The 24,045-nt window shown below is 72.0% G+C and carries 21 protein-coding genes; 5 read left to right on the forward strand and 16 right to left on the reverse strand.

What is annotated here, in order from left to right; all coding sequences use genetic code 11:
• Positions 1-6: 6 nt before the first annotated feature.
• The 4 genes from ASG59_RS14175 to ASG59_RS20810 are packed head-to-tail and all read right to left on the reverse strand — an operon-like array spanning position 7 to position 4,344.
• Positions 7-2,169, reverse strand: coding sequence for a glycosyltransferase (locus ASG59_RS14175; RefSeq protein WP_056409503.1), 2,163 nt, complete (start codon positions 2,167-2,169; stop codon positions 7-9).
• Positions 2,166-2,822 (reverse strand): acetyltransferase, encoded by a 657-nt coding sequence (locus ASG59_RS14180; protein ID WP_056409506.1) that lies wholly within the window; start codon positions 2,820-2,822, stop codon positions 2,166-2,168. The genes ASG59_RS14175 and ASG59_RS14180 overlap by 4 nt, the downstream gene beginning before the upstream one ends.
• Positions 2,819-3,934, reverse strand: a complete 1,116-nt coding sequence (locus tag ASG59_RS14185; RefSeq protein WP_056409508.1) for a DegT/DnrJ/EryC1/StrS family aminotransferase — start codon at positions 3,932-3,934, stop codon at positions 2,819-2,821. Before ASG59_RS14185 ends, ASG59_RS14180 begins: the two co-directional genes overlap by 4 nt.
• Positions 3,931-4,344: an FdtA/QdtA family cupin domain-containing protein gene (locus ASG59_RS20810; protein WP_056409510.1), complete on the reverse strand. Its 414-nt coding sequence runs from the start codon at positions 4,342-4,344 to the stop codon at positions 3,931-3,933. Before ASG59_RS20810 ends, ASG59_RS14185 begins: the two co-directional genes overlap by 4 nt.
• Before the next feature lie 344 nt (positions 4,345-4,688).
• Here ASG59_RS20810 and ASG59_RS14195 point away from each other — a divergent pair, with 344 nt between their 5' ends.
• The 4 genes from ASG59_RS14195 to rfbA all read left to right on the forward strand — a co-directional run bounded on the left by ASG59_RS14195 (position 4,689) and on the right by rfbA (position 11,191).
• The gene (locus ASG59_RS14195; protein ID WP_056409512.1) at positions 4,689-8,144 is read left to right on the forward strand and encodes an SbcC/MukB-like Walker B domain-containing protein; all 3,456 of its coding nucleotides are present in this window, start codon (positions 4,689-4,691) and stop codon (positions 8,142-8,144) included.
• Positions 8,145-8,344: 200 nt separating this feature from the next.
• On the forward strand, positions 8,345-9,400 hold the full coding sequence (gene rfbB / locus ASG59_RS14200; protein ID WP_056409680.1) for a dTDP-glucose 4,6-dehydratase: 1,056 nt from the start codon (positions 8,345-8,347) through the stop codon (positions 9,398-9,400).
• Position 9,401: 1 nt separating this feature from the next.
• Positions 9,402-10,304: a dTDP-4-dehydrorhamnose reductase gene (gene rfbD, locus ASG59_RS14205; protein WP_056409514.1), complete on the forward strand. Its 903-nt coding sequence runs from the start codon at positions 9,402-9,404 to the stop codon at positions 10,302-10,304.
• Positions 10,301-11,191 (forward strand): glucose-1-phosphate thymidylyltransferase RfbA, encoded by an 891-nt coding sequence (rfbA, locus tag ASG59_RS14210; RefSeq protein WP_055880548.1) that lies wholly within the window; start codon positions 10,301-10,303, stop codon positions 11,189-11,191. The genes rfbD and rfbA overlap by 4 nt, the downstream gene beginning before the upstream one ends.
• A 237-nt stretch (positions 11,192-11,428) precedes the next feature.
• Here rfbA and ASG59_RS14215 read toward each other — a convergent pair whose 3' ends face one another.
• The 3 genes from ASG59_RS14215 to rlmN all read right to left on the reverse strand — a co-directional run bounded on the left by ASG59_RS14215 (position 11,429) and on the right by rlmN (position 15,488).
• Positions 11,429-12,190, reverse strand: coding sequence for a lysophospholipid acyltransferase family protein (locus ASG59_RS14215; protein ID WP_055880551.1), 762 nt, complete (start codon positions 12,188-12,190; stop codon positions 11,429-11,431).
• 297 nt (positions 12,191-12,487) lie between these two features.
• Positions 12,488-14,230, reverse strand: coding sequence for a gamma-glutamyltransferase (gene ggt / locus ASG59_RS14220; RefSeq protein ID WP_056409516.1), 1,743 nt, complete (start codon positions 14,228-14,230; stop codon positions 12,488-12,490).
• Positions 14,199-15,488: a 23S rRNA (adenine(2503)-C(2))-methyltransferase RlmN gene (gene rlmN / locus ASG59_RS14225; RefSeq protein ID WP_055880558.1), complete on the reverse strand. Its 1,290-nt coding sequence runs from the start codon at positions 15,486-15,488 to the stop codon at positions 14,199-14,201. The genes ggt and rlmN overlap by 32 nt, the downstream gene beginning before the upstream one ends.
• 152 nt (positions 15,489-15,640) lie before the next feature.
• Between rlmN and ASG59_RS14230 the strand changes: the two genes are divergently transcribed.
• Positions 15,641-16,360, forward strand: coding sequence for a GDSL-type esterase/lipase family protein (locus tag ASG59_RS14230; protein WP_056409517.1), 720 nt, complete (start codon positions 15,641-15,643; stop codon positions 16,358-16,360).
• Positions 16,361-16,516: 156 nt separating this feature from the next.
• Here ASG59_RS14230 and ASG59_RS14235 read toward each other — a convergent pair whose 3' ends face one another.
• The 9 genes from ASG59_RS14235 to ASG59_RS14275 all read right to left on the reverse strand — a co-directional run bounded on the left by ASG59_RS14235 (position 16,517) and on the right by ASG59_RS14275 (position 23,675).
• A complete protein-coding gene (locus tag ASG59_RS14235; RefSeq protein ID WP_056409519.1) occupies positions 16,517-16,918 on the reverse strand; it encodes a hypothetical protein in 402 nt (133 codons plus the stop codon).
• A gap of 124 nt (positions 16,919-17,042) precedes the next feature.
• Entirely contained in the window at positions 17,043-18,329 is a 1,287-nt protein-coding gene (locus ASG59_RS14240) for a PHB depolymerase family esterase (protein WP_056409521.1), read from the reverse strand.
• A 78-nt stretch (positions 18,330-18,407) separates the two neighbouring features.
• Positions 18,408-18,845 (reverse strand): hypothetical protein, encoded by a 438-nt coding sequence (locus ASG59_RS14245; protein WP_055881284.1) that lies wholly within the window; start codon positions 18,843-18,845, stop codon positions 18,408-18,410.
• Positions 18,846-18,929: 84 nt separating this feature from the next.
• On the reverse strand, positions 18,930-19,652 hold the full coding sequence (gene dnaQ / locus ASG59_RS14250; RefSeq protein ID WP_056281059.1) for a DNA polymerase III subunit epsilon: 723 nt from the start codon (positions 19,650-19,652) through the stop codon (positions 18,930-18,932).
• A 24-nt stretch (positions 19,653-19,676) separates the two neighbouring features.
• Positions 19,677-20,264, reverse strand: coding sequence for a dephospho-CoA kinase (gene coaE / locus ASG59_RS14255; protein ID WP_277996118.1), 588 nt, complete (start codon positions 20,262-20,264; stop codon positions 19,677-19,679).
• An 8-nt stretch (positions 20,265-20,272) separates the two neighbouring features.
• Positions 20,273-21,112, reverse strand: a complete 840-nt coding sequence (locus ASG59_RS14260) for a shikimate dehydrogenase (protein WP_056409526.1) — start codon at positions 21,110-21,112, stop codon at positions 20,273-20,275.
• Positions 21,109-22,053 carry a cation diffusion facilitator family transporter gene (locus tag ASG59_RS14265; RefSeq protein WP_056409528.1) on the reverse strand — a complete coding sequence of 315 codons (945 nt, stop codon included), beginning with the start codon at positions 22,051-22,053 and terminating at the stop codon, positions 21,109-21,111. Before ASG59_RS14265 ends, ASG59_RS14260 begins: the two co-directional genes overlap by 4 nt.
• A gap of 161 nt (positions 22,054-22,214) precedes the next feature.
• Positions 22,215-22,826, reverse strand: coding sequence for a Maf family nucleotide pyrophosphatase (locus tag ASG59_RS14270; protein WP_056409530.1), 612 nt, complete (start codon positions 22,824-22,826; stop codon positions 22,215-22,217).
• An 18-nt stretch (positions 22,827-22,844) separates the two neighbouring features.
• Positions 22,845-23,675, reverse strand: a complete 831-nt coding sequence (locus ASG59_RS14275; RefSeq protein ID WP_055880596.1) for a pyruvate, water dikinase regulatory protein — start codon at positions 23,673-23,675, stop codon at positions 22,845-22,847.
• Positions 23,676-24,045 lie beyond the last annotated feature (370 nt).

The raw sequence follows: 24,045 nt of genomic DNA on the forward strand, positions 1-24,045 counted from the left end.
GGCGCGTCAGCGGGCCCTGAGCGCCCGCCGCGTGCGCCCGATCCAGCGCAGGAACGCGGTGGAGCGCCACGACAGCGATTCGCGCATGCGCAGGCGCGAGGCCAGGGCCGCCTCCAGTCGTGTCCGCAAGTCGGCCATGGCGGCATCCGCCTCCTGCAGGCGGGCCTCCAGGTCTTCGGCGTCGGCCCGGCGCCGCGCGTCGGTCTCGGCCAGGGCGGCGGCCCGCCGCTCGGCGTCCGTCACCGCCGCCGTCAGGTCGGCGACCTCCCGATCGTAGCGGAGGTCTTTCTCCGCCACCGTCTGCGTCAGCTGTGCCACGGCGTGGTCCCGGCCGTGGATCTCCCGCTCGAGGTGCTGGAGGGTGCGCAGGTTGTAGACGTCGAGGGTGCCCGACCAGACGCGCAGCCGGTCGATCTCGTCCGGGGTGCGGGCATGAGTATAGAGGGTGTCGAGGGCAAAGCGCTGCATGTAGGTGTGGGGCTGCCGTTGTGCGATCGCGGCGACCCGCAGGGCGACCGGGTCGGTGGCGGGTCCGCCCTCCTCGCCGAACACCTCTCGGAACAGGTCTTCGTCGATGCCCGCGAACCGGTCGAGGATCCGAGTGATCTCGCATTGCAAGCGCAGCATCGCCTCCACCGTGGGAGCGCTGGTGTTGGCGTTGTTGTAGCGGATGCGGAACGCGCTCAGGGGCTCGGAAAGGACGTGGATGCCGTGGCCCGCGATCAGCATGCGGATCCACATGTCGAGGTCCTGCAGATTGACGAAGCGCGGGTCGTAGGCGCCGGCGGCCTCGTAGGCCTCGCGCCGGATCATGGCGGTGGGGGCGCACAGGCAGTTGCCCTCGAAGAAGAACTGCCGCAGCCAGGTCCGGCGCGAAAAATCGGGAAACCGCAGCGGCACGGTGAAATCGTTGAACGGCGCGGCCGGCAGCCCGTCCTCGCCGACGGGGCGGGGCTGGCCGAACACCAGGGAGACCTGAGGGTTCGCCTCGAGGAAGGCGACCTGGCGGGCGAGCCGTCCGGGCAGGGCCCAGTCGTCGGAGTTCAGGATCGCGAGGTAGCGTCCGCGGGCGCGGGCGATGGTGGCGTTCATCGCCGCCGAGATGCCGAGGTTGCGCGGGTGCGCCTCCAGGCGGATGCGGGGATCGTCGAACGCCTGGAGGATCGCCAGGGTGTCGTCGGTGGAGCCGTCGTCGGTGACGACGATCTCGAAGTCCTGGAACGGCTGGGCGAGCACGCTCTCGATGGTCTGGCGCACGTAGGGCGCGTGGTTGTAGGCCTTGATCAGGACAGAGACCGTGGGCGCGGCGTCCAGGGTCGCCGGGACGGCCGGCGGGAGAGGCGCCGCCGCGACCCGCGCGATCCCCTCCGCCGCCTCCCACCACAGCGGGCGGACGCAGGCCTCGTCGGGGACCATGTCCGGCCCCGAGAGGTCGGTGGACCCGGCCTCCATCTCGTCCCAGAACCCGCGCAGCCGCTCCCGGGTCCAGCGGTAGTGTTGGCCGTAGCCCTCGGCGAGGTCGACCTTGCCGAGACGCAGGGCCTGCGTCGCCTCCCGCGTCGCGTTCCGGTCGAAGCCGAGGTGCTTGTAGTGCCAGAGCATCAGGTCGTCGCGGGCGGGCAGGTGGAGGGCGCCCACGGGCTCGGCCGCGTGCCGGCCCGGCCCGAAGCCGGTCTCGTGCAGGGCGCCGGGGTCGAACACGCTGAGCTTGTTGAACGCGGCCCGCGGCCGGCCGCGGGTGACGCGCTCCACCAGCAGGCCGGCGTCGTCGGGCATCGCCTCGGCGTTCATGTCGAAGCCGAGCGCCGGGATCAGGGTGACGCCGCGCTCCCGCTGCTCGGCGAGGTAGTCGGCCATGCCCCGCCCGCGCAGATGGAGATGCTCGTCGATGGCAGTGACGATCACCCAGTCGGCCCGGCCGCGGCTCTCCTTCCAGGCCTCGTCCTGCATGGCCTTGTGCGACAGGACGAAGGACTCGGCCTCGACCCGGGCAAAGCTGCGCAGCTCCACCTTCGGATGCGCCGCCAGGATCTCGCGCGAACCGTCGGTGGAGCCGTCGTCGTAGATCACGTAGCGATCGACGAAGGGATCGTAGTGGCGGAAGAAGAAGCCGAGCATGTCGGCCTCGTCCCAGCACACGGTGTAGAGGTGGACGACGGGGAGCTTCACGTGACGGGCAGTCCCTTGTAGCCGCCGATGTCCCGCCGGACGATGCGGGCGGGGTTCCCGAGCACCAGGGCGCCCGGCGGCACGTCGCGGGTCACCACCGCGCCGCCGCCCACGACGGCGTTCTCGCCGATGGTCAGTTCGGGCAGGATCGTGGCGCCCGCCCCCACGACCGCGCCGCGCCCGATGGTGACATGGCCGGCCACGACGACGCCGGGGCCGATGGAGACGAAGTCCCCGAAGCGGGCGTGATGGCCGATGCTGGCCCCGCGGTTGATGAAGACGTGGGCGCCGAACGCCGAACGGGCGCCCAGCGAGCAGCCGGCATTGACGTAGGTGCCCGGCCCGATGTCGATCCGGCGGGGCGTCGCGACGGTGGGATCGACCAGCGTGAACGGCGTGACGAGCCCGGCCGCCCCCGCCTCCCGCGCCCCGGCCTGCCGGTGGGCGGGGGTGAACAGCGGCACCACGAACGCAATCGCGCGCAGGGTTTCGTCGAGGTCGGCGACATCGAGGGGGCGCACCCCCTCCCCCAGGTGGCAGGCGCCCGGCCGGTTGCGGACGCCGGCGACGATGGGGATGCCCGCGCGATGCAGGCTCTCCTCGACGTCGACCAGGATCGGCGAGCCGGTTCCGAACAGCAGGATCCCGGTCATCGCGGGCCCGCCTCGGCGAAGGTCAGGACCGCCTGCGCGATCCGCTCGGCGACCTCATCGGCGACGTCACCGATCACTTCTGGCTGGATCGGCAGACTCAGGAGGGTGTCGCTCAGCCTCTCGGTGATCGGCAGGGGGTGGGCCGCGCCCCCGGCGAAGGCGGGGTGCCGGTGCAGGCCGGGCGCGTAATGCACCGCGGTGCCGATGCCGGCGCCGGCCAGATGCTCCTTCAGCCGGTCGCGGTCGGGATGCGCGATGGCGAACTGGTGGTGGACGCAGCCCTCCGCCTCCGGCGGCAGGACGATGGACGGACAGGCCGCCAGACCCGCCCGGTAGCGCGCCGCGATAGCCCGGCGCTCGGCGTTGCCGGCATCGCAATGGGGCAAGAGCGCCAGCAGGATCGCCGCGTGGATCTCGTCGAGCCGGGCGTTGAAGCCGAGGGTCTGGCTCACGCGACCCCCGGGCGAAAAGCCGTAGGCGCGCAGCGAGCGGACCCGGCCGGCAAGCGCCGCATCGTCGGTGACCACCGCGCCGCCGTCCCCGACGCAGCCGAGGTTCTTGGTGGGATAGAACGAATAGGCCGCCGCGTGCCCGAAGGTGCCTAGGCGGCGACCCTCCAGGGTGGCCCCGTGCGACTGGGCGCAATCCTCCACCACCGCCAGCCCGTGCCGGCCGGCGATGGCCATGAGGGCGGGCATGTCGGCCGGATACCCGAACAGGTGCACCGGCATGATCGCGGTCGTGCGGGCCGTCACCGCATCCGCCACCGCGGCCGGATCGATGCAGCGGCTGGCGGCATCGACCTCGACGAAGCGGGGCAGGGCCCCGCACTGCAGGATCGCCTGTGCGCTCCCGGCGAAGGTGAGGGCCGGCAGGATCACCTCGTCGCCCGGGCCGGTGCCGAGGGCGCGCAGCGTCAGCGCCAGGGCATCCGTGCCCGAGGCGACGCCGATGCCGTGGCCACGGCCGCAGTAGCGCGCGAAAGCCGTCTCGAAGGCGTCCACCGCCGCACCGAGGATGTAGTCGGGTCCTCTCAGGACAGCGGACACCGCGGCGTCGATCTCGGGTCGGAAGCGGGCGATGCGGCGCGGTGGGGCCGCCTGCGGGATCATGCGAGGCAATCGGCCATGAAGAGATGCGGCTGGGCTCCGTCGTAGTGGCGGGTCTCGCCGTAGCGGGCCGAGGCGCATACCAGGAGGAGGGTGCCGGGACGGAAGTCGCGCAGGTGGATCAGGATCCCCGGCTTGATCCACAGGGCCCGGTCGTAGCCGTCGAGGCCGATGGCGGTCCGCTCGTCGCCGTTGTCGACGTGGATCTCCACCGACCCGGTCAAGGCCACGATCAGCTCGTCGCAGGAATTCGCGTGGCCGCCGCGGGTCACCTCCGACGACGAGACCTTCATGACGAACACCCGTTCCATCGGAAACGGAACGTTGCTGAAGTGTTCGAAGGCCAGCAGGTCGCCGCGCATGTCACGATTGACACGCTGGTCGATGAATTCGACGCCATTGATAAGGCGCATGACTTCTCGTTCCGATGACGTTTGCTTTCTCGTCACCGTATAATCCGATGTTTTAAAATGCAAACTCGGGATTATTCGGAAACATCGTTGCCGAATGCTCCCGGCGACACCGATGGGAGGCGTCGTCCCAGGCTGGGCCGGAGGGGTGCCAGGCTGGGTTGGAGGGGTGCCAGGCAACGCCGTGCCGCGTCCCGTGCATGGCCTCCGGACCCAGACCCCGTGATCCCCTGCCCAGCGATCCCCTGCCCAGCGATCCCCTGCCATGCCGGCCCCATCGCTTGCGCCGGCCGCGCGAGTCGGGGCAACTGGACGGCCACCCCTCACGGATCGCCGGGCCCCTCGGAGTGTATCGCCTCACCGACATCGTCCTCTCCAACTGGTACCTGATCCGGCGCGAGCAGATCCGGATCCGGGGCGCGACCGCCTTGGTCGGGCCGACGGGGGCGGGCAAGTCAACGATCTTCGATGCGGTCGGCACGGTGCTGGCCGGCAACAACGCCAGCCGGCTGGCGCTCAACGCGTCCGCCTCGGGGCGCAGCGCACGCACGGTGCGCGACTATTGCCTGGGCTGGATCAGCGACCCGGCCGAGGGCGGGCGCCCCACCCGCGAGGCCTGCGAGACCCTGATCGTCCTGGTGTTCGAGAACGCCGCCACCGGCCGGGTCGTCTCGGTGGGGCTGGCGCTGGCCGCCCGCGCCGAGGACAGCCGCGAGACCACCCTGTCGCGCTTCATCGCGGAAGGGCACCGGTTCGAGATCGGCGACTACGTGCGCGAGACGCCGGAGGGCAGCTTTGTCGCCCCCTGGCCCGAGATCGCCAAGGACCTGCGCCTGGTGTCGCGGCGCTTCGAGGAATTCCGCTCCTCGGGCGAGCGCTTCACGGCGCAGGTGCTCGCCCTCCTGCGCGAGGGCGCCCCGGCGCCCGAGCCGCGCCACTTCCTGCGCACCTTCTCGAACGCCGTCGCCTTCAAGCCGATCTTCGATTCCAGCGCCTTCGTGCGCTCCTTCGTGCTCGAGCCCGAGCCGCTCGACGTCGCCCGCATCCGCCAGTCGGTGGAGAACTGGCGTCGGCTCCTCGAGACCATCGAGGAGCTGGAGCGGCGGCTCTCGCATCTGCGCCGCCTGCTCACCCGCTACGAGACCTGGGCGGAGGCGAGCCTGTCGGCCGCCCTCGACGAGGTGCGCGCCGCCGGGGCCGACCTGCGCCGGCGGCTCCTCGACTGGAGCGCGGCGAGGGCCCGCCTCGGCGAGGTCGCCGAGCGCCTGCGCATCGCCCGCGAGAGCGTCGCCGCCAGCCAGGGCTTCGTGCGCGACATCGACGGGGAGATCGCCGCCAAGAAGGCGCTGGCGGCGGGCACCGCCGCGCAGGGCAGGCTCGCCGCCACCGATGCCGGCCTGTCCATGCTGGCGCGCGACCGGCGCGACCTCGGGACCCGGGTGGGCGACCTCGTCGGCCTGGTGCTCGAGGCGGGCAAGCTCGCCGCGATCCTTCCCGAGATCCGCCGGATCGACCCGCAGGCGGCGCGGGTGGTGGAGGCCTGCGCCCGCTCGGGGCTGCGCCGGGACGCGCCCCCCGACGAGAGCCTGCGCCCGGACGGGCCGCTGGCGCGCCTCGTCGCCGACCTCTCCGCCCTGCCCGACATCGCCACGCCCCTCGACCGGGCCGCCGAGGACATGGCCCTGCGCGCCCGTGCCGAGGAGACGCAGGTTCAGAGCCTCTCGGCCGCCTTTTCCGGCGGTCGCACCAGCGCGGGGCGGCTGTCCTCGGACACCGCCGGCTTTCGCGACGAACTCGCGCGCCTGGGCATCGAGGCGGTGCCGGTGTGCGAACTCGCCGAGATCGTCGATCCGGCCTGGGGCCCGGCCCTGGAAGGCCTGCTGGGCGGCGCCCGCGAGGCCCTGGTGGTGCAGCCCGACCGCCTCGCCCAGGCCTTCGCCCACCTGGAGGCGCGCAAGAGCCAGTTCTACCGCTGCCTGTTGGTCAAGACCACAGACACCGCCCGGCGCCGGGGCGGGCGCGACGACGTCGGCCCGCTCTCGCTGATCGCATCGGACGATCCCCACGCCATGGCCTTCCTCGCCGCCCGGCTCGGCGGTTACGACCTCGCCCCCGACGATGCGGCCCTGTCGCGGATGAGCCGGGCTGTGGCGCCGAGCGGGCGCTCGACCTCGGGCATGGCCTATTCGGTGGTGCGCCCGGTGCAATTGATGATGACCCGCGGCAGCCGGGGGCCCACCGCCGAGGGCCGGCAGGCGCTGGAACAGGCGGTGGCGGAGGCCCGGCGCCTGCGCTCGCAGGCCGACGTGCTGCGCGAGGCCGCCCGCAGCGCCACCGTGCTGGGAAAACGCCTCGGCGAGGCCGATCTCGACGTCGCCGCCCTGCGCGAGGAGGCCGATACCATCGAGGGCCGGCGGCGCAGCCTCACCACCGAGCGCGAGGCGGTGGAGAAGGCCGACACCGGCGCCCTGGAGGCCGAGATCCGCGACCTGCAGGCCGAGCGCTCGGCCTATCTCACCGAACTGGTGCAGGTGCTCGAGCCCAAGCGCGACGCGCTGCTGGGCGAGGAGGCCGGGCTGAAGGCGAAGGTGACGGCCTCCCGCGAGGCGGCCCGCGCGGCGCTGGCCGCCCGCCGTAGCGCCCACGCCCGCTGGAGCGGCGGCGACAGGGTGCGCATCCGCCTCGTGCGTCCGGACGGGTTCGATCCGGCGGCGGTGGCCAGGGCGCGGGCGGATGCGGCCGGGCTCGACGCGAAGGACCTGGCCGCTGTGGCCAACGCCGCCCGCCAGGCCGCCCGCGAGGGGGCCGAGACCGCCCGCACGCAGGGGCGCGCCGCCGAGCGGGATCTGGCCGAATACTGCGCCCAGTGGCGGCTCGAGAATCCGCTCGGGCGCGGCGACGTGCCGGCCTCCTTCGGCTACGCCTGGGTCGTGCGCGCCCACGACGAGGTCGCCGGGCACGAGCTGCGCCGCTACCGCGACCAGGCGCTGCGCGCCGAGGGCGAGATGCGCCGGCTGATGACGGAAGACCTGCTGACCCGGCTCGCCGACAAGTTCGAGCGGGTCCGCACCCGCCTCGACGCCCTGAACGAACGGCTCTCGACCCAGAGCTTCACCGGCCAGACCTACGCCTTCGAGGCGGCGGTGGACCGGCGCTACGCCGCCGTCCATGCGCTGGCCACCGAGGTCGCCCGCTCGCCCGACGCCGCCCAGGCGATCCTGCCCGAGGCGGGGGCGCCGGCGGACGGGCCGCTCTCGGCGGCCATCGCCGAGATCTCGGCGCTGATCGCCGGCGAGGAGAGCGCGGCGCGGCTGGCCGACTACCGCAACTACTTCGTCTACGAGATCGGCATGCGCGATGCCGCGGGCAACCGCACCACCATGTCGAACCGGGCCCTGCGTGGCTCGGGCGGAGAGGCGCAGGCGCCGTTCTACGTGGCCATCGCCGCCTCCCTCGCCTCGGCCTACTACCCCGGAGACCGCCCCGGCGACGAGAACCCGGGGCTGGGCCTGTGCCTCCTCGACGAAGCCTTCTCGAAGCTCGACGTGCGCAACTCCCAGGCCCTGGTCGACCTCTACCAGGCCTGGGGCCTGCAACTGCTGATCGCCGCGCCCGAGGACAAGCGCACCACGCTGACCGAGGTGATGGACACCATCGTCACGGTCTACAAGAACCCCGACCTCACCTCCGTGCGCATCGAATCCGAGCATCCGCTGGAGGCGGCCAAGCGGGCGCTCGCCGCCATCAATCCGGAGCGCCGGAGCCCGCAAGCCTCTGTCATGACGAGCGATGCCGCCGAATAGGCCGGCGCCCGGCGCGAGGGATTCTCGCGGCATCGGCGGTTGCCCCGCCCACGATCCCCAAGTACAGCCGACCGACACGGCCGGCCGATCGACCGGAGAAACCCTCTCCGCCCGCCCGGCGGCGGCGGCGCTGGCAAGGTTGTGCTTCGCGTCGTCGCCGAATCGGTCGATGGCGGCGACCAGCAATGACGGATGATGGCATGCGCATCTTGGTGACCGGCGGCTGCGGCTTCATCGGCTCGGCGCTCGTTCTGCATCTGGTGGAAGACCTCGGCCACGACGTCCTCACCCTCGACGCGCTGACCTATGCGGCCAACCCGATCTCGCTGCAGCCGTTGGCCGACGATCCGCGCCATCGCCTCGTGGAAGCCGACATCTGCGACGCGCCGGCCGTGCACGCCGCCTTCGCCGCGTTCCGGCCGCAGGCGGTGATGCATCTGGCCGCCGAGAGCCACGTCGACCGCTCGATCACCGATCCGGGCGCCTTCATCCGCACCAACGTCATCGGCACGCAGGTGATGCTCGATGCGGCCCGCGGCTATTACGAGGGCCTCACCGGGCCCGACCGCGAGGCTTTTCGCTTCCTCCACGTCTCCACCGACGAGGTCTACGGCTCGCTGCCGCCGGGCGGGTTCTTCACGGAGGAGAGCCGCTACGACCCGCGCTCGCCCTATTCGGCGTCGAAGGCGGCGTCCGACCATCTGGCCCGCGCCTGGCACGAGACCTACGGGCTGCCGGTGCTGGTCACCAACTGCTCCAACAACTACGGCCCCCGGCACTTCCCCGAGAAGCTGATCCCGCTGATGATCCTCAACGCCCTGGAGGGCAAGCCGCTGCCGGTCTACGGCGACGGGCTCAACGAGCGCGACTGGATCCATGTGGAGGACCACGCCCGCGGCCTCGTGGCGGTGCTGGAGAAGGGCAAGCTCGGCGAGACCTACCTCCTCGGCGGCCGCTCGGTGCGCAACAACCTCGCGGTGGTGAAGGGCCTGTGCGCCGCCTTCGACCGGCTGCGCCCGGAGGCCGGCCCGCACGAGCGGCTGATCACCTACGTCGCCGACCGCCCCGGCCACGACCGCCGCTACGCCATCGACCCCACCAAGTCCGAGGCCGAGGTCGGCTGGGTCCCCACCAAGGTGTTCGAGGAGGCCCTGGAGGAGACCGTGCGCTGGTACCTCGACAACGAATCGTGGTGGCGCCCGATCCGCGAGGGCCGCTATTCCGGCGAACGCCTCGGCCTGTCCGGAAAGGCCTGAGGTGGACGTCCTCATCCTCGGCGGGGCCGGGCAGGTCGGCACCGAACTCCAGGCCGCCGGCCGCTGGCCCGAGGGCGTGCGCCTGCACGCCCCCGACCGGCACGCCCTCGACATCACCGACGCGGCGGCGGTGGCCGCCCTCGTCGCCGGAACGCCCTGGGCGGCGGTGATCAACACGGCCGCCTACACGGCGGTGGACAAGGCCGAGAGCGAGGTCGCGCAGGCCTGGCGCCTCAACGCGCTGGCGCCCGCCTATCTGGCGGCCGAGACGGCCCGCACCGGCATCCCGCTGGTGCAGGTCTCCACCGACTACGTCTTCGACGGCAGTGCGCCGGGCGCCTACGAGGCCGATGCGCCCATTGCCCCGCGCAGCGTCTACGGGGCCAGCAAGGCCGCCGGCGAGATGGCGGTGCGCACCGCCAACCCGCGCCACGCCATCGTGCGCACGGCCTGGGTGGTGAGCCCGCACCGGGGCAACTTCGTCAAGACCATGCTGAGGTTGGCCGCCGAGCGCGACGCCCTGAGCGTCGTCGACGACCAGCACGGCTGCCCGACGAGCGCGGCCGACCTCGCGCAGGCCCTGGCCGCGATCGCCCTGCGCCTGGCGTCCGATGCGGGCGCCCCCACCGGCACGGTCCATTGCGTCAACGAGGGCGCCACCACCTGGTGCGGCTTCGCCCAGGCGATCGTGGCCGGCGCCGCCCGGCGCGGCGGCCGCTCGGTGCCCGTCACCGGCATCCCCACCAGCGCCTACCCGACCCCGGCCCGGCGGCCCGCCAACTCGCGGCTCTCCACACGTAGCCTGACGCAGGCCTACGGCCTCGTGCCGCGGCCCTGGGAACAGGCCCTCGACGACATCCTCGACCGGCTCGTGGGGCCGGCGACAGAAGGAGTGCAGCCATGAAGGGGATCGTTCTGGCCGGAGGCTCGGGCACCCGGCTGCATCCGGCGACGCTGTCGATCAACAAGCAGCTGTTGCCGGTCTACGACAAGCCGATGATCTACTACCCGGTCTCGGTGCTGATGCTGGCGGGCATCCGCGAGATCCTGATCATCTCGAGCCCGGAGCACCTCGACAACTACAAGCGCCTGTTCGGCACCGGCGAGCAGTTCGGCCTGAGCTTCTCCTACGCGGTGCAGCCGCGTCCCGAGGGCCTGGCGCAGGCCTTCGTCATCGGGCGCGACTTCGTCGGCAGCGACGACGTCGCCCTGGTGCTGGGCGACAACCTGTTCTTCGGCTCAGGGATGAGCGAGCTGCTGGCGCGGGCGCGCGAGCGCAAGCACGGTGCGACGGTGTTCGCCTACCACGTCGAGAATCCGGCCGCCTACGGCGTCGTCACCCTCGACCGCGAGGGCCGGCCCCTGCGCCTCGTGGAGAAGCCCAAGGAGCCCGAGAGCCCCTGGGCGGTGACGGGCCTCTACTTCTACGACAACCAGGTCCTCGACATCGCCGCGGCGGTGACGCCCTCGGCGCGGGGCGAGCTCGAGATCACCAGCGTCAACCAGGCCTACCTGGAGAAGGGCGAGCTCCACGTCGAGAAGATGTCGCGCGGCTACGCCTGGCTCGACACCGGCACCCACGACAGCCTGCTGGAGGCGGCCGAGTTCGTGCGCACCCTGCAGCACCGCCAGGGCCTGCAGGTCGCCTGCCTGGAGGAGATCGCCTACCTCCAGGGCTTCATCGGCAAGGACCAGCTCGTCGCCCGCGGCGAGCTGTTCGCCAAGACCGCCTACGGGCAGAACCTGCTCCGGCTCGCCCGCGAGGAGATGCCGGGGCAGGCCGGGCTCTGAGGGGAAGGTCGGCAGGCGATGAGGATTTTCGCGTCGCCCGACCCGTCAGGGACAGAGCGTCGCTGAAGAATGAGATCGTTTCCTCTCCATGAAGCCTCGGTGAAGCGCGCACCTCTCCTCCCCCTTGTGGGGAGGAGTAGGGCGGTGGGGGTGGTTCCGCCTGCTACCAACCGAGGGGCACCCAGCCACCCCCTGCCCCCCTCCCCACAAGGGGGAGGGGAGAGCGTTCGGCCCTCCTCACGCCATGCGCTGCGGTTCCCGCTCTTCCCGCGCGAGGACCGGCGCCGGGTAGGGTGCGGCGGCCAGCAGCGCGTTCGAGGCGTCCTCGACCCGCTCCTGCAACCGGTCGAGGAACGTCGCGCGGTCGAGGCCCGGCAGGATCGGGGGCAGGAAGGCGATGACGGTGGTGCCCGGGCGCCGCATCAGGCTGCGGCGCGGCCAATAGAGGCCGGTGTCGAGGGCCACGGGCACGCAGGGCACGTCGAGCGCCGCGTAGAGATGGGTGATGCCGAGCTTGTAGGCGGGGGCGGCGCCGGGCGCCCGGCGGGTCCCCTCGGGGAAGATGATGAGCTGGCGGCCGTCGCGGATCGCCTGGGCGGCGGCCTCGTTCATGGTCGCCATCGCCTTGGCGCCGCGGCTGCGGTCGATCGCCACCATGCCGCTGCGCGACAGGTACCAGCCGATCAGCGGAATCCAGAGAAGCTCGCGCTTGAGGATGTAGGCGAAGTCCGGGAACACCGTGACCAGCGCCAGGGTCTCCAGCGCCGACTGGTGCTTGGCCGCCACGATGCAGGCCCCGGCCGGCCGGTTCTCCAGGCCGCGGAACTCCACCGTCAGACCGCCGACCACGCGTAGCAGCCACAGGGTGGTGCGGCCCCAGACCTGCGCCAGCCGGATCACCGCGCGGCGGGAGACCAGGGTCGGCAGGCCGGCCACGGCGATCACCGTGGTGGCGAGGTAGAAGGCGCAGTTGAAGGCAAGCGATCGGAGGAGGAGCATCGACGACCCGGGTCACGCCGCCCCCGCGACGCCGGGGCCGGCCGCCTGCGTGTAGCGCGCCGGTCCCCGCTTCACCACCGTGCCGGGTAGGGAGTCAGGACAATCGGGTGAAACCCGATTGTCGATGGACCGGGCGCGAAGAGCGCCCCGCGGAGCGGGCTTTGCAGGACGCACGTCCTGCAAAGCGTCGCGCGAAGCGTGAGCCCAAGGCCGCGGATGCGGCCGCCGGCGCTTGAGGCAAACCCAAGACGACAGGGCGATCGGGTTCACCCGAGCGCCCTGGGTAGGGAGTGGCCCTCAATATCCCTCGGCGAGGGTGCCGCGCTGGCGCGGATCGGCGGCCCCGGCGAGCAATCCCTCCGCCGCCATCACGGAATTGGCCGAGCCGGAGCTCTGGCCCACCGCCACGGCGTGGCCCCGCGCGCGCAGGAGCGCCAGGGTATCGGGCGAGACGCCCTCCTCGACGCTCAGGCGGTCGGGCCGCCACTGGTGGTGGATGCGCGGGGCCGCCACCGCCTGGGCGAGGTTGAAGCCGAAATCGACGAGGCCGACCACCACCTGCAGCACGGTGGAGATGATGCGGCTGCCCCCCGGGCTGCCGGTGGCCAGCACCAGCCGGCCGTCCCGGAACAGGAAGGTCGGGGTCATCGACGAGAGCGGGCGGGCGCCGGCCGCCACCGCGTTGGCCTTGCCGCCCACGAGGCCGTAGGCGTTGGTGGCCCCGACCTTGGCCGAGAAATCGTCCATCTCGTTGTTGAGGAGCACGCCGGTACCCTCGGCGACGAGGCCGACGCCGTAGGAGAAGTTGAGGGTGGTGGTGTTCGAGACCGCGTTGCCGGCCGCATCGATCACCGAGAAGTGGGTGGTCTGGTCGGGCTCGAACGCGAGCGGATCGCCGGCCTTGACGGAATCGGCGCTGCGGGCGCGGGCCGGATCGATGGCCGCGCGTAAGGTCGCGGCGTAGGATTTCGCGGTCAGCCCCTCCACCGGCACCTGGGTGTGGGCGGGGTCGCCGAGCCAGGTGGCGCGGTCGGCGTAGGCGGGCTTCATCGCCTCGGCCAGATGATGGATCGCCTCGGCGCTGCCCGCCCCCATCCGGGCGAGGTCGAAGCCCTCCAGGATGTTGAGGATCTGCAGGAGATGGATGCCGCCCGAACTCGGCGGCGGCATCGAGACGACCTCGTAGCCGCGGTAGCGGCCGCGCACCGGCTCGCGCACCACCGTGCGGTAGGCATCGAGATCGGCCGCCGTCATCACGCCGCCCGCCCCCCGCACCGCCGCGGCGATCCTCTCGGCGACCGGCCCGCGGTAGAAGGCGTCGGCCCCTCGCGCGGCGATGGCCTTGAGGGTGTCGGCGAGATCGGTCTGGACGAGGGTGTCGCCGCGGGCCAGGGGCGCGGTCCCGGAGAAGAAGATCGCCCGGCTCGACGGCCAGCGCCCCAAGAGCCCGGCGGCCCGGGGCAGCGAATCGGCGAGCCCGGCCTCCACCGGGATGCCGCCGCGGGCCAGCGCCTCGGCCGGGGCGACGAGATCGGCGAGCGACAGGCGGCCCGAACCGTAGAGGCGGTGGGCGTCGGTCAGGCCCCGCACGGTGCCGGGCACGCCGATGGCCTTGCCGCTCCGGGTGGAGGCGGACGGGTCGGGCTCGCCGCGGGCGTCGAGGAACATGTCGCGGCTGGCCGCCGCCGGGGCGGTCTCGCGGTAGTCGATCGCCACCGTGGCCGCCGGCTCGGCCCGGTGCACCAGCATGAAGCCGCCGCCGCCGAGATTGCCCGCCCGCGGCAGGGTCACGGCCAGGGCGAACCCCACCGCCACGGCGGCATCGACGGCGTTGCCGCCGCGCCTGAGAATGTCGACCCCGACCCGCGTCGCCGTGGCGTCCTGCGACGAGACCATGCCGTGGCGCGCCAGTACCGGGAGCACCCGGGCGTCGTCGGACTGGATCGGCGGCGTCTGCGCCCGGAGCGGTCCACTCAGGAAAAGGAGGGCGAGCCCGACGCGAAGAAGGTCAGTCGTCGTCGCTCTCGTCGGCTGCCGCATAGAGTCCTTCCGCACCGATCCCCTCGTCGAGCATCATGCGGGCGCGCGCCCGCAGCTTTTCCGTCTCGCTCTTCAGCTGGCCGCAGGCGGCCAGGATGTCGCGGCCGCGCGGGGTCCGCACGGGAGAGGCGTAGCCGGCGTCGTAGACGATCTCGGCGAAGCGCTCGATCCGCTCCCACTCGGAGCAGGCGTAGGCCGAGCCCGGCCAGGGGTTGAACGGGATCAGGTTGATCTTGGCCGGGATGCCCTTGAGCAGGCGCACGAGTTCGCGGGCGTCGGCGTCGGTGTCGTTGACGCCCTTGAGCATCACGTATTCGAAGGTGATGCGCCGGGCGTTGTTGAGGCCCGGATAGGCGCGGCAGGCGGCGATCAGCTCGGCCAGCGGGTACTTGCGGTTGAGCGGCACCAGGGTGTCGCGCAGGTCGTCGCGCACGGCGTGCAGCGAGATCGCCAGCATCGCATGGGCGTCGGTGCCCAGGCGCTGCATCTGCGGCACCACCCCGGAGGTCGAGACGGTGATGCGCCGGCGCGAGAGGCCGAGCCCGTCCTGGTCGGCCATGACGCCGACGGCGTCGATCACCGCATCGGTGTTGTAGAGGGGTTCGCCCATGCCCATGAACACGATGTTGGTCACCGCCCGCCGGGTCTCGTCGGCCCCGGCCTGCACCGGGTTCTGGCCGGCCCAATCGTTGAGGCGGTCACGGGCCACCACCACCTGGGCCGTGATCTCGGCGGCGGTGAGGTTGCGCACGAGGCGTTGGGTGCCGGTGTGGCAGAACGAGCAGGTGAGCGTGCAGCCGACCTGGGAGGAGACGCACAGGGTGCCCCTCCCCCGGCCGGGAATGTAGACGCATTCGATCTCGGCGCCGCGGTTGTGGTCGTGCCGGCCGGTGGGCGGCATCCGCAGGAGCCACTTGCGGGTGCCGTCGCGAGAAACCTGCTCGGTGACGACCTCGGGCCGGTCGAGGGTATAGGCCTCGGCGAGCTGCGCCTTCAGCCCCTTGCCGACGTTGGTCATGTCGGAGAACTGGGTGGCGCCGCGCACGTTGAGCCAGTGCCAGACCTGGGCGGCGCGCATCTTCTGCTCGCGCTCGGACACGCCGATCGCCCCGAGCCGGGCCTTCAGGTCGTCGCGGGTCAGCCCGACCAGGGACGAGCGCACCCCCGGCACCGCCTCGGGGACGAAATCGGGCAGCTTCTCGATTGCTGTCACGGCGCCCGCCTCGCGCGCCGCGGTGTCGAACGACGCCGTCGCCATGGAATGTCTCGTGCCTTCGAAGATTTTTGGGGAACGGCCTCCTCTTAGGCGATTCCGCGGTCGAACGCGAATGGTGCCGCTGCGCTTGCGGGCGGCCGGTCGGCGACGGTAAGGCGGCGGGCCGCCCGGGCCGGGCACGGGCGGAGGAACGGATGACCCGAGCGATCCACGTCGGCGCCCTGGTGGCGCTGTGTCTCCTGTCTCCGGCCCAGGCGCAGGACGCGGCCTGCGACGAGGCCGACATCGCGGTGGCGACGATCCCGGTGCCGCCCCAGAGCGCCACCGCCTATCGACGCGCCCGGGCGGTCGGCGTCACGGTTGGCGAAGCGCAGGACGGCGATGTCGTCCTGCTCGGCGACAGCCTGACCCAGCTATGGCCCGCCGCATCGGTGGCCGAGACCTTCGGTGCGAAGGTCCTGAACCTCGGCGTCGGCAGCGACCGCACCCAGAACGTCCTGTGGCGCCTGCAGGACGCGCGCTACGCGACGCTGTCGCCGCGCACCGTGTTTCTGATGATCGGCACCAACAACCTCGGCTACCTCGACAAGGTCTGCGCGATCCGGGAGGGGGTCCGGCAGATCGTCGAGCGGATCGACGCCCTGTGGCGCAAGCCGAGGCTGGTGGTGGTGGGCATCCTGCCCAGGGGCAGGAAATCCGCCTTTCGCGATGCCGACCGCATCGGTTTCAACCGCGAACTCGAGATCCTCCTGACGAGGCGGGGCAACGCCGTGATGGTGGACGACACCGCCCTGCGCTGCGCCGACGACCACTGCCCGACCTTCGCGCCCGACATGGTCCATCTGACCCCGGAGGGATACGCGGTGCTCGGCGCTGCGGTCCGCCTGAGGTTGGAGGCGGCGGGAGCGCCGTGAGGACAGGCGGGTTCGCGCTCGCGCATCTCCGAACGCTGTCGGCTCCTCCCACACCCTGCCCTCATCCCGAGGTGTCGGGTGGGAGGGCAGCGTCCGCGGGAGAAAGGTGACGCGACACCCGCCTCGCGACAGGTGCGACGGCCGAAAAGCCCGACCCTACTGCGCCGGCTTCGGCTCGGCCGGCGCGGCGGCGGCGGGCAGGAGCACGTCCTTGGCGACGGTGCCCTCCGGGCCGTACTCGCCGGCCACCGCGAGGCAGGAGCGCTCGCGGTTGAGCTGCATCTGGTTGGACATCAGCGCGAACATGGTCTGGACCTTGGCGCCGAAGGGGCCGCGCGGGGCGACGTCCTTGGGGTCGACGTTCTGCTTCTGGAGCAGGGCGTCGAACTGCTCGACGCCGATGCGGTAGCCGCAGACGTTGGCCGCCGAGAAAATGTAGGCGGCGAACTCCAAGGCGCGCGGGTTGGGCGCGTTGCGGATCTGCGCGCTCGCAAACGTCGGTGCGGCCGCGAGGGCGAGCCCCAGGGCGAGGCGCAGGGGGAGCGGGGATGTCGACATGGCGTGGTGGTTTCCTCAATCGTCCCGCGCGGGCTGCTCAAACGTCCCGCTTCGGAGACCGCCACATAGGTCGGTCCGCCGCTTCGGCCAAGGGACCACATCGAAGCACCGACCGCTTGCCCCGTCAGTGCCCGAGGCTGTGCGAGAGGAAGAAGGTGAGCATGGCGCGCGATGCGTCGGGTCCACGCGGGTCGGTGTAGCTCGCCCCCGCGCGCCCTCCCGACCAGGCATGGCCGAGGCCCTTGACCACCCAGTTCTCCACCAGCACGCGGCCGTCGGCGTCGGCATAGCGGGTGCGGGTATAGGCGAGGCCGCCGGGGCTGGCCTGAGGAGCGGGCGTCTCCAGCGCTTCGAGCCGGGCGATGCCGGCCTGGGCCAGGACCTGGTCGCCGTTGCGGGGGCTGACGGTGCCGTCGCCCTCGCCGTGGACGACGATGGTGGGGATGCGGATGCCCGCCGCCGGTGCCCCGAAGCCATTGGGCGGATTGGCGCCCGGGGCGCCCATGTTCATGGCCATCAGGGCGGAGGAGAGGTCGCGGGCGCAGCCCGCCGCCAGCCCCGAATGGACGCCGACCCCAGCATAGAGGTCGGGATAGGCATGGGCGACGTTGGCCGCCGCCGCCGCACCGGCCGAGAGCCCGGCGATGTAGACGCGGGCGGGATCGGCCCCGTGCGCGGCGGTGACCGCCCTGGTGATGCCGGCGATGATGCCCGCCTCGCCGCCGTCGCGGCCCTGGTCGCGCGGCTCGAACCAGTTCCAGCACTTCTGGCCGTTGGCCCGGCCGGACTGGCCCGGATAGACCACCAAGAACCCGAGTTCCTCGGCGAGCTCGTTCATGCCGGTGCCGGCGGCGAAGTCGTCGGGCGACTGCGAGCAGCCGTGCAGCATCACCACCAGCGGCGGCCGGGCCGCGAGGTTGCTCGGGACGTAGAGCTTGTAGGAACGGGCGCCGGCGGCGTTCTCGAAGGCATGCTCGGAGAAGGTGCCGGCCCCGGCCACCCGCGGTGCCACCGCCGCGCCCGGCACCAGCCCCTTGAACAGCGGCGCGACGTTGCGCCCGAGCCCGCCGACCACGGTGCTGACGACCTCGCGCACCCGCTCCGGCAGCACCGGGCCCTGGAAGCCGGCCCGGTTGAACGCCGCCGCCTGCGGCGCCTCGGGCGCCTGCGAGGTGGACGAGGACGCGGACGTGGTCTTGGAGGAGGACGCGGGACGCGGCTCGACCGGTTCGGCCGTCAGGTCGATGGTCCTGGGTTCGATCGCCTTCGGCTGGGAGGAGGTCGGCGCGGCGCCGGTCAGGGCCCGCTGGATCAGCGCGGTCGCCTCGTGCAGGCGCCCTGCCCCGGTCATGCGGGTGGCCTCCATCATTTCGGCGATGCGGGCCTGGATTCCGTTCGACGACTCGGACATGGGGGAATCGCTTTCAAGAACGTCCGGTCTCCCTTCGGAGACGCGTGGCGCTATCGGGACAAGGGGGTATCGGCTGGATCAGCGCAGGCGGTCGCTCAGGGCCGCCTTGACGGCGGGGCTGGCGTGCAGGCTGCCCAGGACGTCGAGGGAGGCGATGGTGGCCCGGGCGAGGTCGGGGCTCACGTCGTAGGCGATGCTGGCGAGGCCCAGCACCCGGATGTGCAGGGTCTCGCCCCTGGCGCGGGCGTCTTCGAGGTCGGCGCGGGTGAAGTGGCGCAGTCCCAGCTCCACCCGGTTGCGAGCCACCGCCTGGCGGGTCACCTCGGCATGGCGTTCGGTCTGGTTACGGATGGCGGTGCGGATGAAGTCGGTGCGGTTGGCATAGACCCCCTCGGAGACGAGGAGGTCGATATGGCCGAGATCGACGAAACCGAGGTTGATCGTGATCTTCTCGCTATCGCCGGAGCGCGCGGGGGCCTTGCCCGGAGCTACCGGCGGGTCCTCGATCTGCAGCATCACCACCATCCTCACGCCATCCCGTTGGATGGTATATGGGCTTGCGATGATGCATTGCAATATGCACGATCGTGCAACGCAGCATCACGCCGCGTCGGTGGCGCTGCGGTAGTCGGACCAGACCGGGGTTCCGCCCAGGGTGGCGCAGAAGGCGGCGTGCGCCTCCCGTTCGGCGGGGGTGATGCGGCTGCGGGCACGGCGCGGCGCGGCGGCGCCGACCTCGTCGCCCGGGGCGAGGCCGGGGTCCTGCGAGGCGGTGAGCGCGGTCAGCCCGAGGGTGGTCTGCTTGCCGCCCAGCAGCTCCATGTAGACTTCGGCGAGGATCTGCGCGTCGAGGAGCGCCCCGTGCTTGGTGCGCCGGGCGGTGTCGATGCCGTAGCGGACGCACAGAGCATCGAGGTTGTTGGCCGCGCCGGGGTGCTTGCGCCGCGCCAGCTGCAGGGTGTCGACCACCGACTCGAGGACGATCGGCGGCGGGGCGGCGGCGGCCAGCCGCGCGAACTCGGCGTTGAGGAAGCCCACGTCGAAGGGGGCGTTGTGGATGACGAGGGGGGAATCGCCGCAGAACGCGACGAGGTCCGCGACGATGTCGGCGAACAGCGGCTTGTCGGCCAGAAAGGCGTCCGAGAGGCCGTGGACGGCGAACGCCCCCTGCGAGACCGGCCGCTGCGGGTTGCAGTAGCGGTGGAAATTCACCCCGGTCTGGATGTGGTTGACGAGTTCGACGCAGCCGATCTCGATCAGCCGGTCGCCGCCCTTGGCATCGGTGCCGGTGGTTTCGGTGTCGAGGACGATCTCGCGCAGCATGTGGCATTCCGGTTGGCGACGGCTTCAGCCGCGCAATCGTTCAAGGATAGCATCGACCTCCCTTTCGGTCCGGTCAAAGCCGTGGCCGGTGTCGATCACGATGTCGGCGCGCGCCCGTTTCTCGGCATCGGGCATCTGCTTGGCGAGGATCGCCGAGAACACCGCCTCCGTCATATCGGGCCGGGCGAGCACCCGCGCGCGCTGCACCTCCGGATCGGCCGTGACGACGAGGACGGCGTCGCAGCGGCGCTCGGCACCGCTCTCGTAGAGGAGGGGGATGTCGAGGACGACGAGGGGCGCGTCGGCGTGGCGGGCCAGGAAGGCCCGGCTCTCCGCCTGGACGAGGGGATGGACGATCGCTTCCAGAGCGGCCATGCGGGCGGGATCGCCGAGCACCGCCGCGCGCAGGGCCTTGCGGTCGACGGCGCCGTCCACGCCGACCGCATCCGGTGCGATCGCGGCAATGGCCGGCCCGGCCCCTCCTCCCGGCCCGTAGAGGGCATGGACGGCCGCGTCGGAATCGTGGACGGGCACGCCGCGCTTGGCGAACATCGCAGCCGTCGCCGACTTGCCCATGCCGATCGAGCCGGTGAGGCCGAGGACCGTCTGCACGCGCCCGGTCATGACGGGGCAAGGTCGGCCAGGATGCGCTCGCGCAGGGCCGGCGTCACCGAAGGGGTGCGGCCGAACCAGCGGGCGAACCCCGGCACCGCCTGGTGCAGCAGCATGCCGAGCCCGTCGACGGCATCGAGCCCGCGGGCGCGGGCGGCGGCCAGCAGCGGCGTCTCGAGGGGTGCGTAGACGATGTCGGCCACCGCCGCCTCGGAGCCCAGCGCCGCCACGTCGAGGACGAGGGGCGGATGGCCGGCCATGCCGAGCGAGGTCGTGTTGACGAGGAGCCCGGCGGGCGCGAGCGCGGCGGGGAGTTCGTCCCAGGCGATGGCGCGGACGCGGGCGGGGTCGAGGGCGACGAGGCCGAGCGCCCGTTCGGGCGTGCGGTTGGCCACTGCCACCCGGGCGATGCCGCGTTCGAGGAGCCCGACCACGATGGCCCGCGCCGCTCCCCCCGCCCCGAGGACGACGGCCGAACCGTCGCCGCGGCTCGGCCAGTCGCGGCCCAGGCTCTGGTCGAGGTGGGCGATGAAGCCCGGCGCGTCGGTGTTGTCGCCGGTGAGCCGGCCGTCCTCGGAAAAGAACAGGGTGTTGACCGCGCCGATGCGGGCGGCCCGCGGGGTCAGGACGTCGACGAGGGCGAAGGCGGCCTCCTTGTGGGGGATGGTGACGTTGCCGCCGGCCAGCCCCTCCTCGCGCAGGTCGCGCAGGAAGGCGGGAAACGCCGAGGGCGCCACGTCGATCCGCTCGTAGCGCCCGTCGATCCCGAACGCGGCGAGCCAATGGCCGTGGATTAGCGGCGAGCGCGAATGGGCGATGGGGTGGCCGACGACGAAGGCGCGGATCATGGGCGGCAGCCTTGCGCGAGGGGGCAGGCGGGGCCGCCGGGATCCTCGATCTGGAGCGTGGTGTGGGCGATGCCGAAGCGGTGGCGCAGGGCCTCGGCCGTCTCGACCAGGAAGCCGTTGCCGGGGTGCCCGGCCGCCATCACCAGATGGGCGGTCAGCGCCGTCTCGGTGGTGCTCACCGGCCAGACGTGGAGGTCGTGCAGGGCGCTCACCCCCGGCCGTGCGGTGAGGAAGGCGGCGATGGCCGCGGGGTCGAGGTTCTGCGGCACCGCCGAGAGCGCCATGACGGTGCTGTCACGCAGGAGGCCCCAGGAACTCCAAACGATGAGGGCGGCGATGACCAGGCTCACCAGCGGGTCGACCCAGTCGAACCCGGTGACCAGGATGACGAGGCCGGCGACCACGACGCCGGCCGAGACGGCGGTATCGGCGAGCATGTGGAGGTAGGCGCCGCGGATGTTGATGTCGCCCTTGCGCCCGGAGGCGAACAGCCAGGCGGTGACGCCGTTGACGAGGATGCCGACGCCGGCCACCGCCATCACGGTGCCGCCGGCCACGGGGGCGGGATCGACGAGGCGCGAGGCCGCCTCCCAGATGATCATCCCGGTGGCGAGTAGGAGGAAGACCGCGTTGAACAGCGCCGCCAGGATCGACGACCCGCGCAGCCCGTAGGTGAAGCGGGCGCTCGCCGGCCGCGTCACCAGGCGCGAGGCGACCCAGGCGACGACGAGAGCGAGCACGTCGGAGAGGTTGTGCCCGGCATCGGCCACCAGCGACATCGACTGGCTGGCGACGCCGTAGCCGGCCTCCACCACCACGAACACCGTGTTGAGGACGATGCCGATGGCGAAGGCCCGCCCGAACGAGGCCGGAGCGTGATGATGGCCGTGATGATCATGGCCTTGATGACCGTGGTGATGGTCGTGCGCGTGATCGGCCACGGAGCGCCCTTATCGTCTTGTGTGGAGGGTTCGATACCCTGACCGCTCTGTGGGATCGAGAGGTGCGCATCCCCTCTCCCCGCGTGCCGGGAAAGGCGAACCCGCGATCCGCCCTGACGAGCCGTGAGGACCGTCGACTGCGGTCCGTCCACGAGCCCGTGTCAAAACGCCAGGCACCCCCGCTCCCGCAACCGCTTCAACAGCGGCAGCAGCGGCAACCCCAGGATCGTGCTGTGGTCGCCCTCGATCCTCTCGAACAGGTGGATGCCCAGGCCCTCGAGCTGGTAGCCGCCGACGCTGGCGGTCACCCGCGCCGGCCCGGCCAGCGCGACGTAGCGGGCGATCTGCTCCGCATCGAGGCGGCGCAGGGTCAGCCGCGCCTCCTCGACGAAGCCGTCCACCACCTCGCCCCCTTCGGCGATGGCCACGGCCGCGTGCAGGCTGTGGGTCCGGCCCGAGAGCATCGCGATCTGTTCCCGCGCCTGGGCGAGATCGGCCGGCTTGTGCAGGAACGCGCCGTCGCAGGACAGGACCTGGTCGGCGCCGACCACGAGGCGGCCGGGAAACCGCTGCGCGACCGCGCGGGCCTTGGCCTGGGCGAGCACCAGGGCGAGGGCGGCCGGGCCGTCGTGACCGGCGGCCTCCAGTCCCCGCTCGTCGACATCGGCCGCGCAGGCCTCGACGGTGAGCCCGGCGCCTTCCAGCAGCAGGCGCCGGGTCGGGCTGGCGGAGGCCAGGAGCAGCGGGTCGGACCGGGTCCAGAGGCTGGTCATGGAATGGCCTGCCGTCGCTCAGCTGGCGATGAACTTGAGGCGGTGTTCGCGGTGCAGGTCGAGGATGGCGGCGGCCGTCTCCTCGATCGAGCGGCGGGTGACGTCGATGGTCGGCCAGCGGTGCTTGGCGCACAGCCGGCGGCAGGCGGCGACCTCGTCGGCGACCGCGCTGCGGTCGACGTAGAGCGAGGAATCGTCGGCCTTGAGGCTGAGGAGCCGGTTCTGGCGGATGTGCACGATGCGCTCGGGGCTGGCGAGCAGGCCGACCATCAGCGGCTTGCGCGCGGTCTCGAGGGATTCGGGCACCGGCATGTTGGGCACCAGGGGGAAGTTCGCGGTCTTGAGCCCGCGGTTGGCCAGATAGATCGCGGTGGGCGTCTTCGAGGTGCGGCTGACCCCGATCAGGATGACGTCGGCCTCGTCGAGGTCGAGGGGCAGGTTGCCGTCGTCGTGCGCCAGGGTGAAGTTCATGGCGTCGATGCGCTTGAAGTACTCGGCGTTCAGCATGTGCTGGGCGCCCGGCCGGGCCGTCGTCTCGGCCCCGAGGTAGGACTGCAGCAGGGCGTGCACCGGCTGCAGCACCGACAGGCAGGGCGAGCCGGTCTCGCGGCAGGCCGCCTCCAGGCGCTGGGTGAGGTCGTGGCCGACGAGGGTGTAGAGCACGAGGCCGGGTGCGGCCTCGATCTCCGAGATCACCCGCTCCAGCTGCGGCCCCGAGCGGACGAGCGGATAAACGTGCTCGATGGCCGAGATGCCCTCGTATTGCGCGGCCGCCGCCCGGCCGACGTTGATGAGGGTCTCGCCGGTGGAATCCGACACGAGATGGAGATGGAAGTAGCTTCGGCTCATCGGGCGCAGAGGTCCTTCGGCGCGATCGGGACGGCGGCCGGTCGGGGCGTCATCCACCGCGTCGCGCGAGAGGAGTCGACGAGTGTGGATAAGCCGGCTCAACGGGACCGTCCAGGGATCTCGCCTGCACGATCGTCGACTCCTGGATCAACAGCGTGTCGCAACCGACTCGTGCCGGGACCGGTTTTGGGAGAATCCGGGACGGCGTACGGTCGTCGGGGAGGGTCGAGGCGGCAAGCGCCTGACTCTGCTGATCGAATGCTCAGATTGCTCACGATCCGTTAAAGCCCGGTTAACGCCGTCGCTCCAGGGATCGCCTGTGGATGGATTTCCGCTCCCGTCATCCAGTCTCCAACTGAAAAAACAGAGT

The organism is Methylobacterium sp. Leaf466, from assembly GCF_001425565.1.
Classification (GTDB): domain Bacteria; phylum Pseudomonadota; class Alphaproteobacteria; order Rhizobiales; family Beijerinckiaceae; genus Methylobacterium.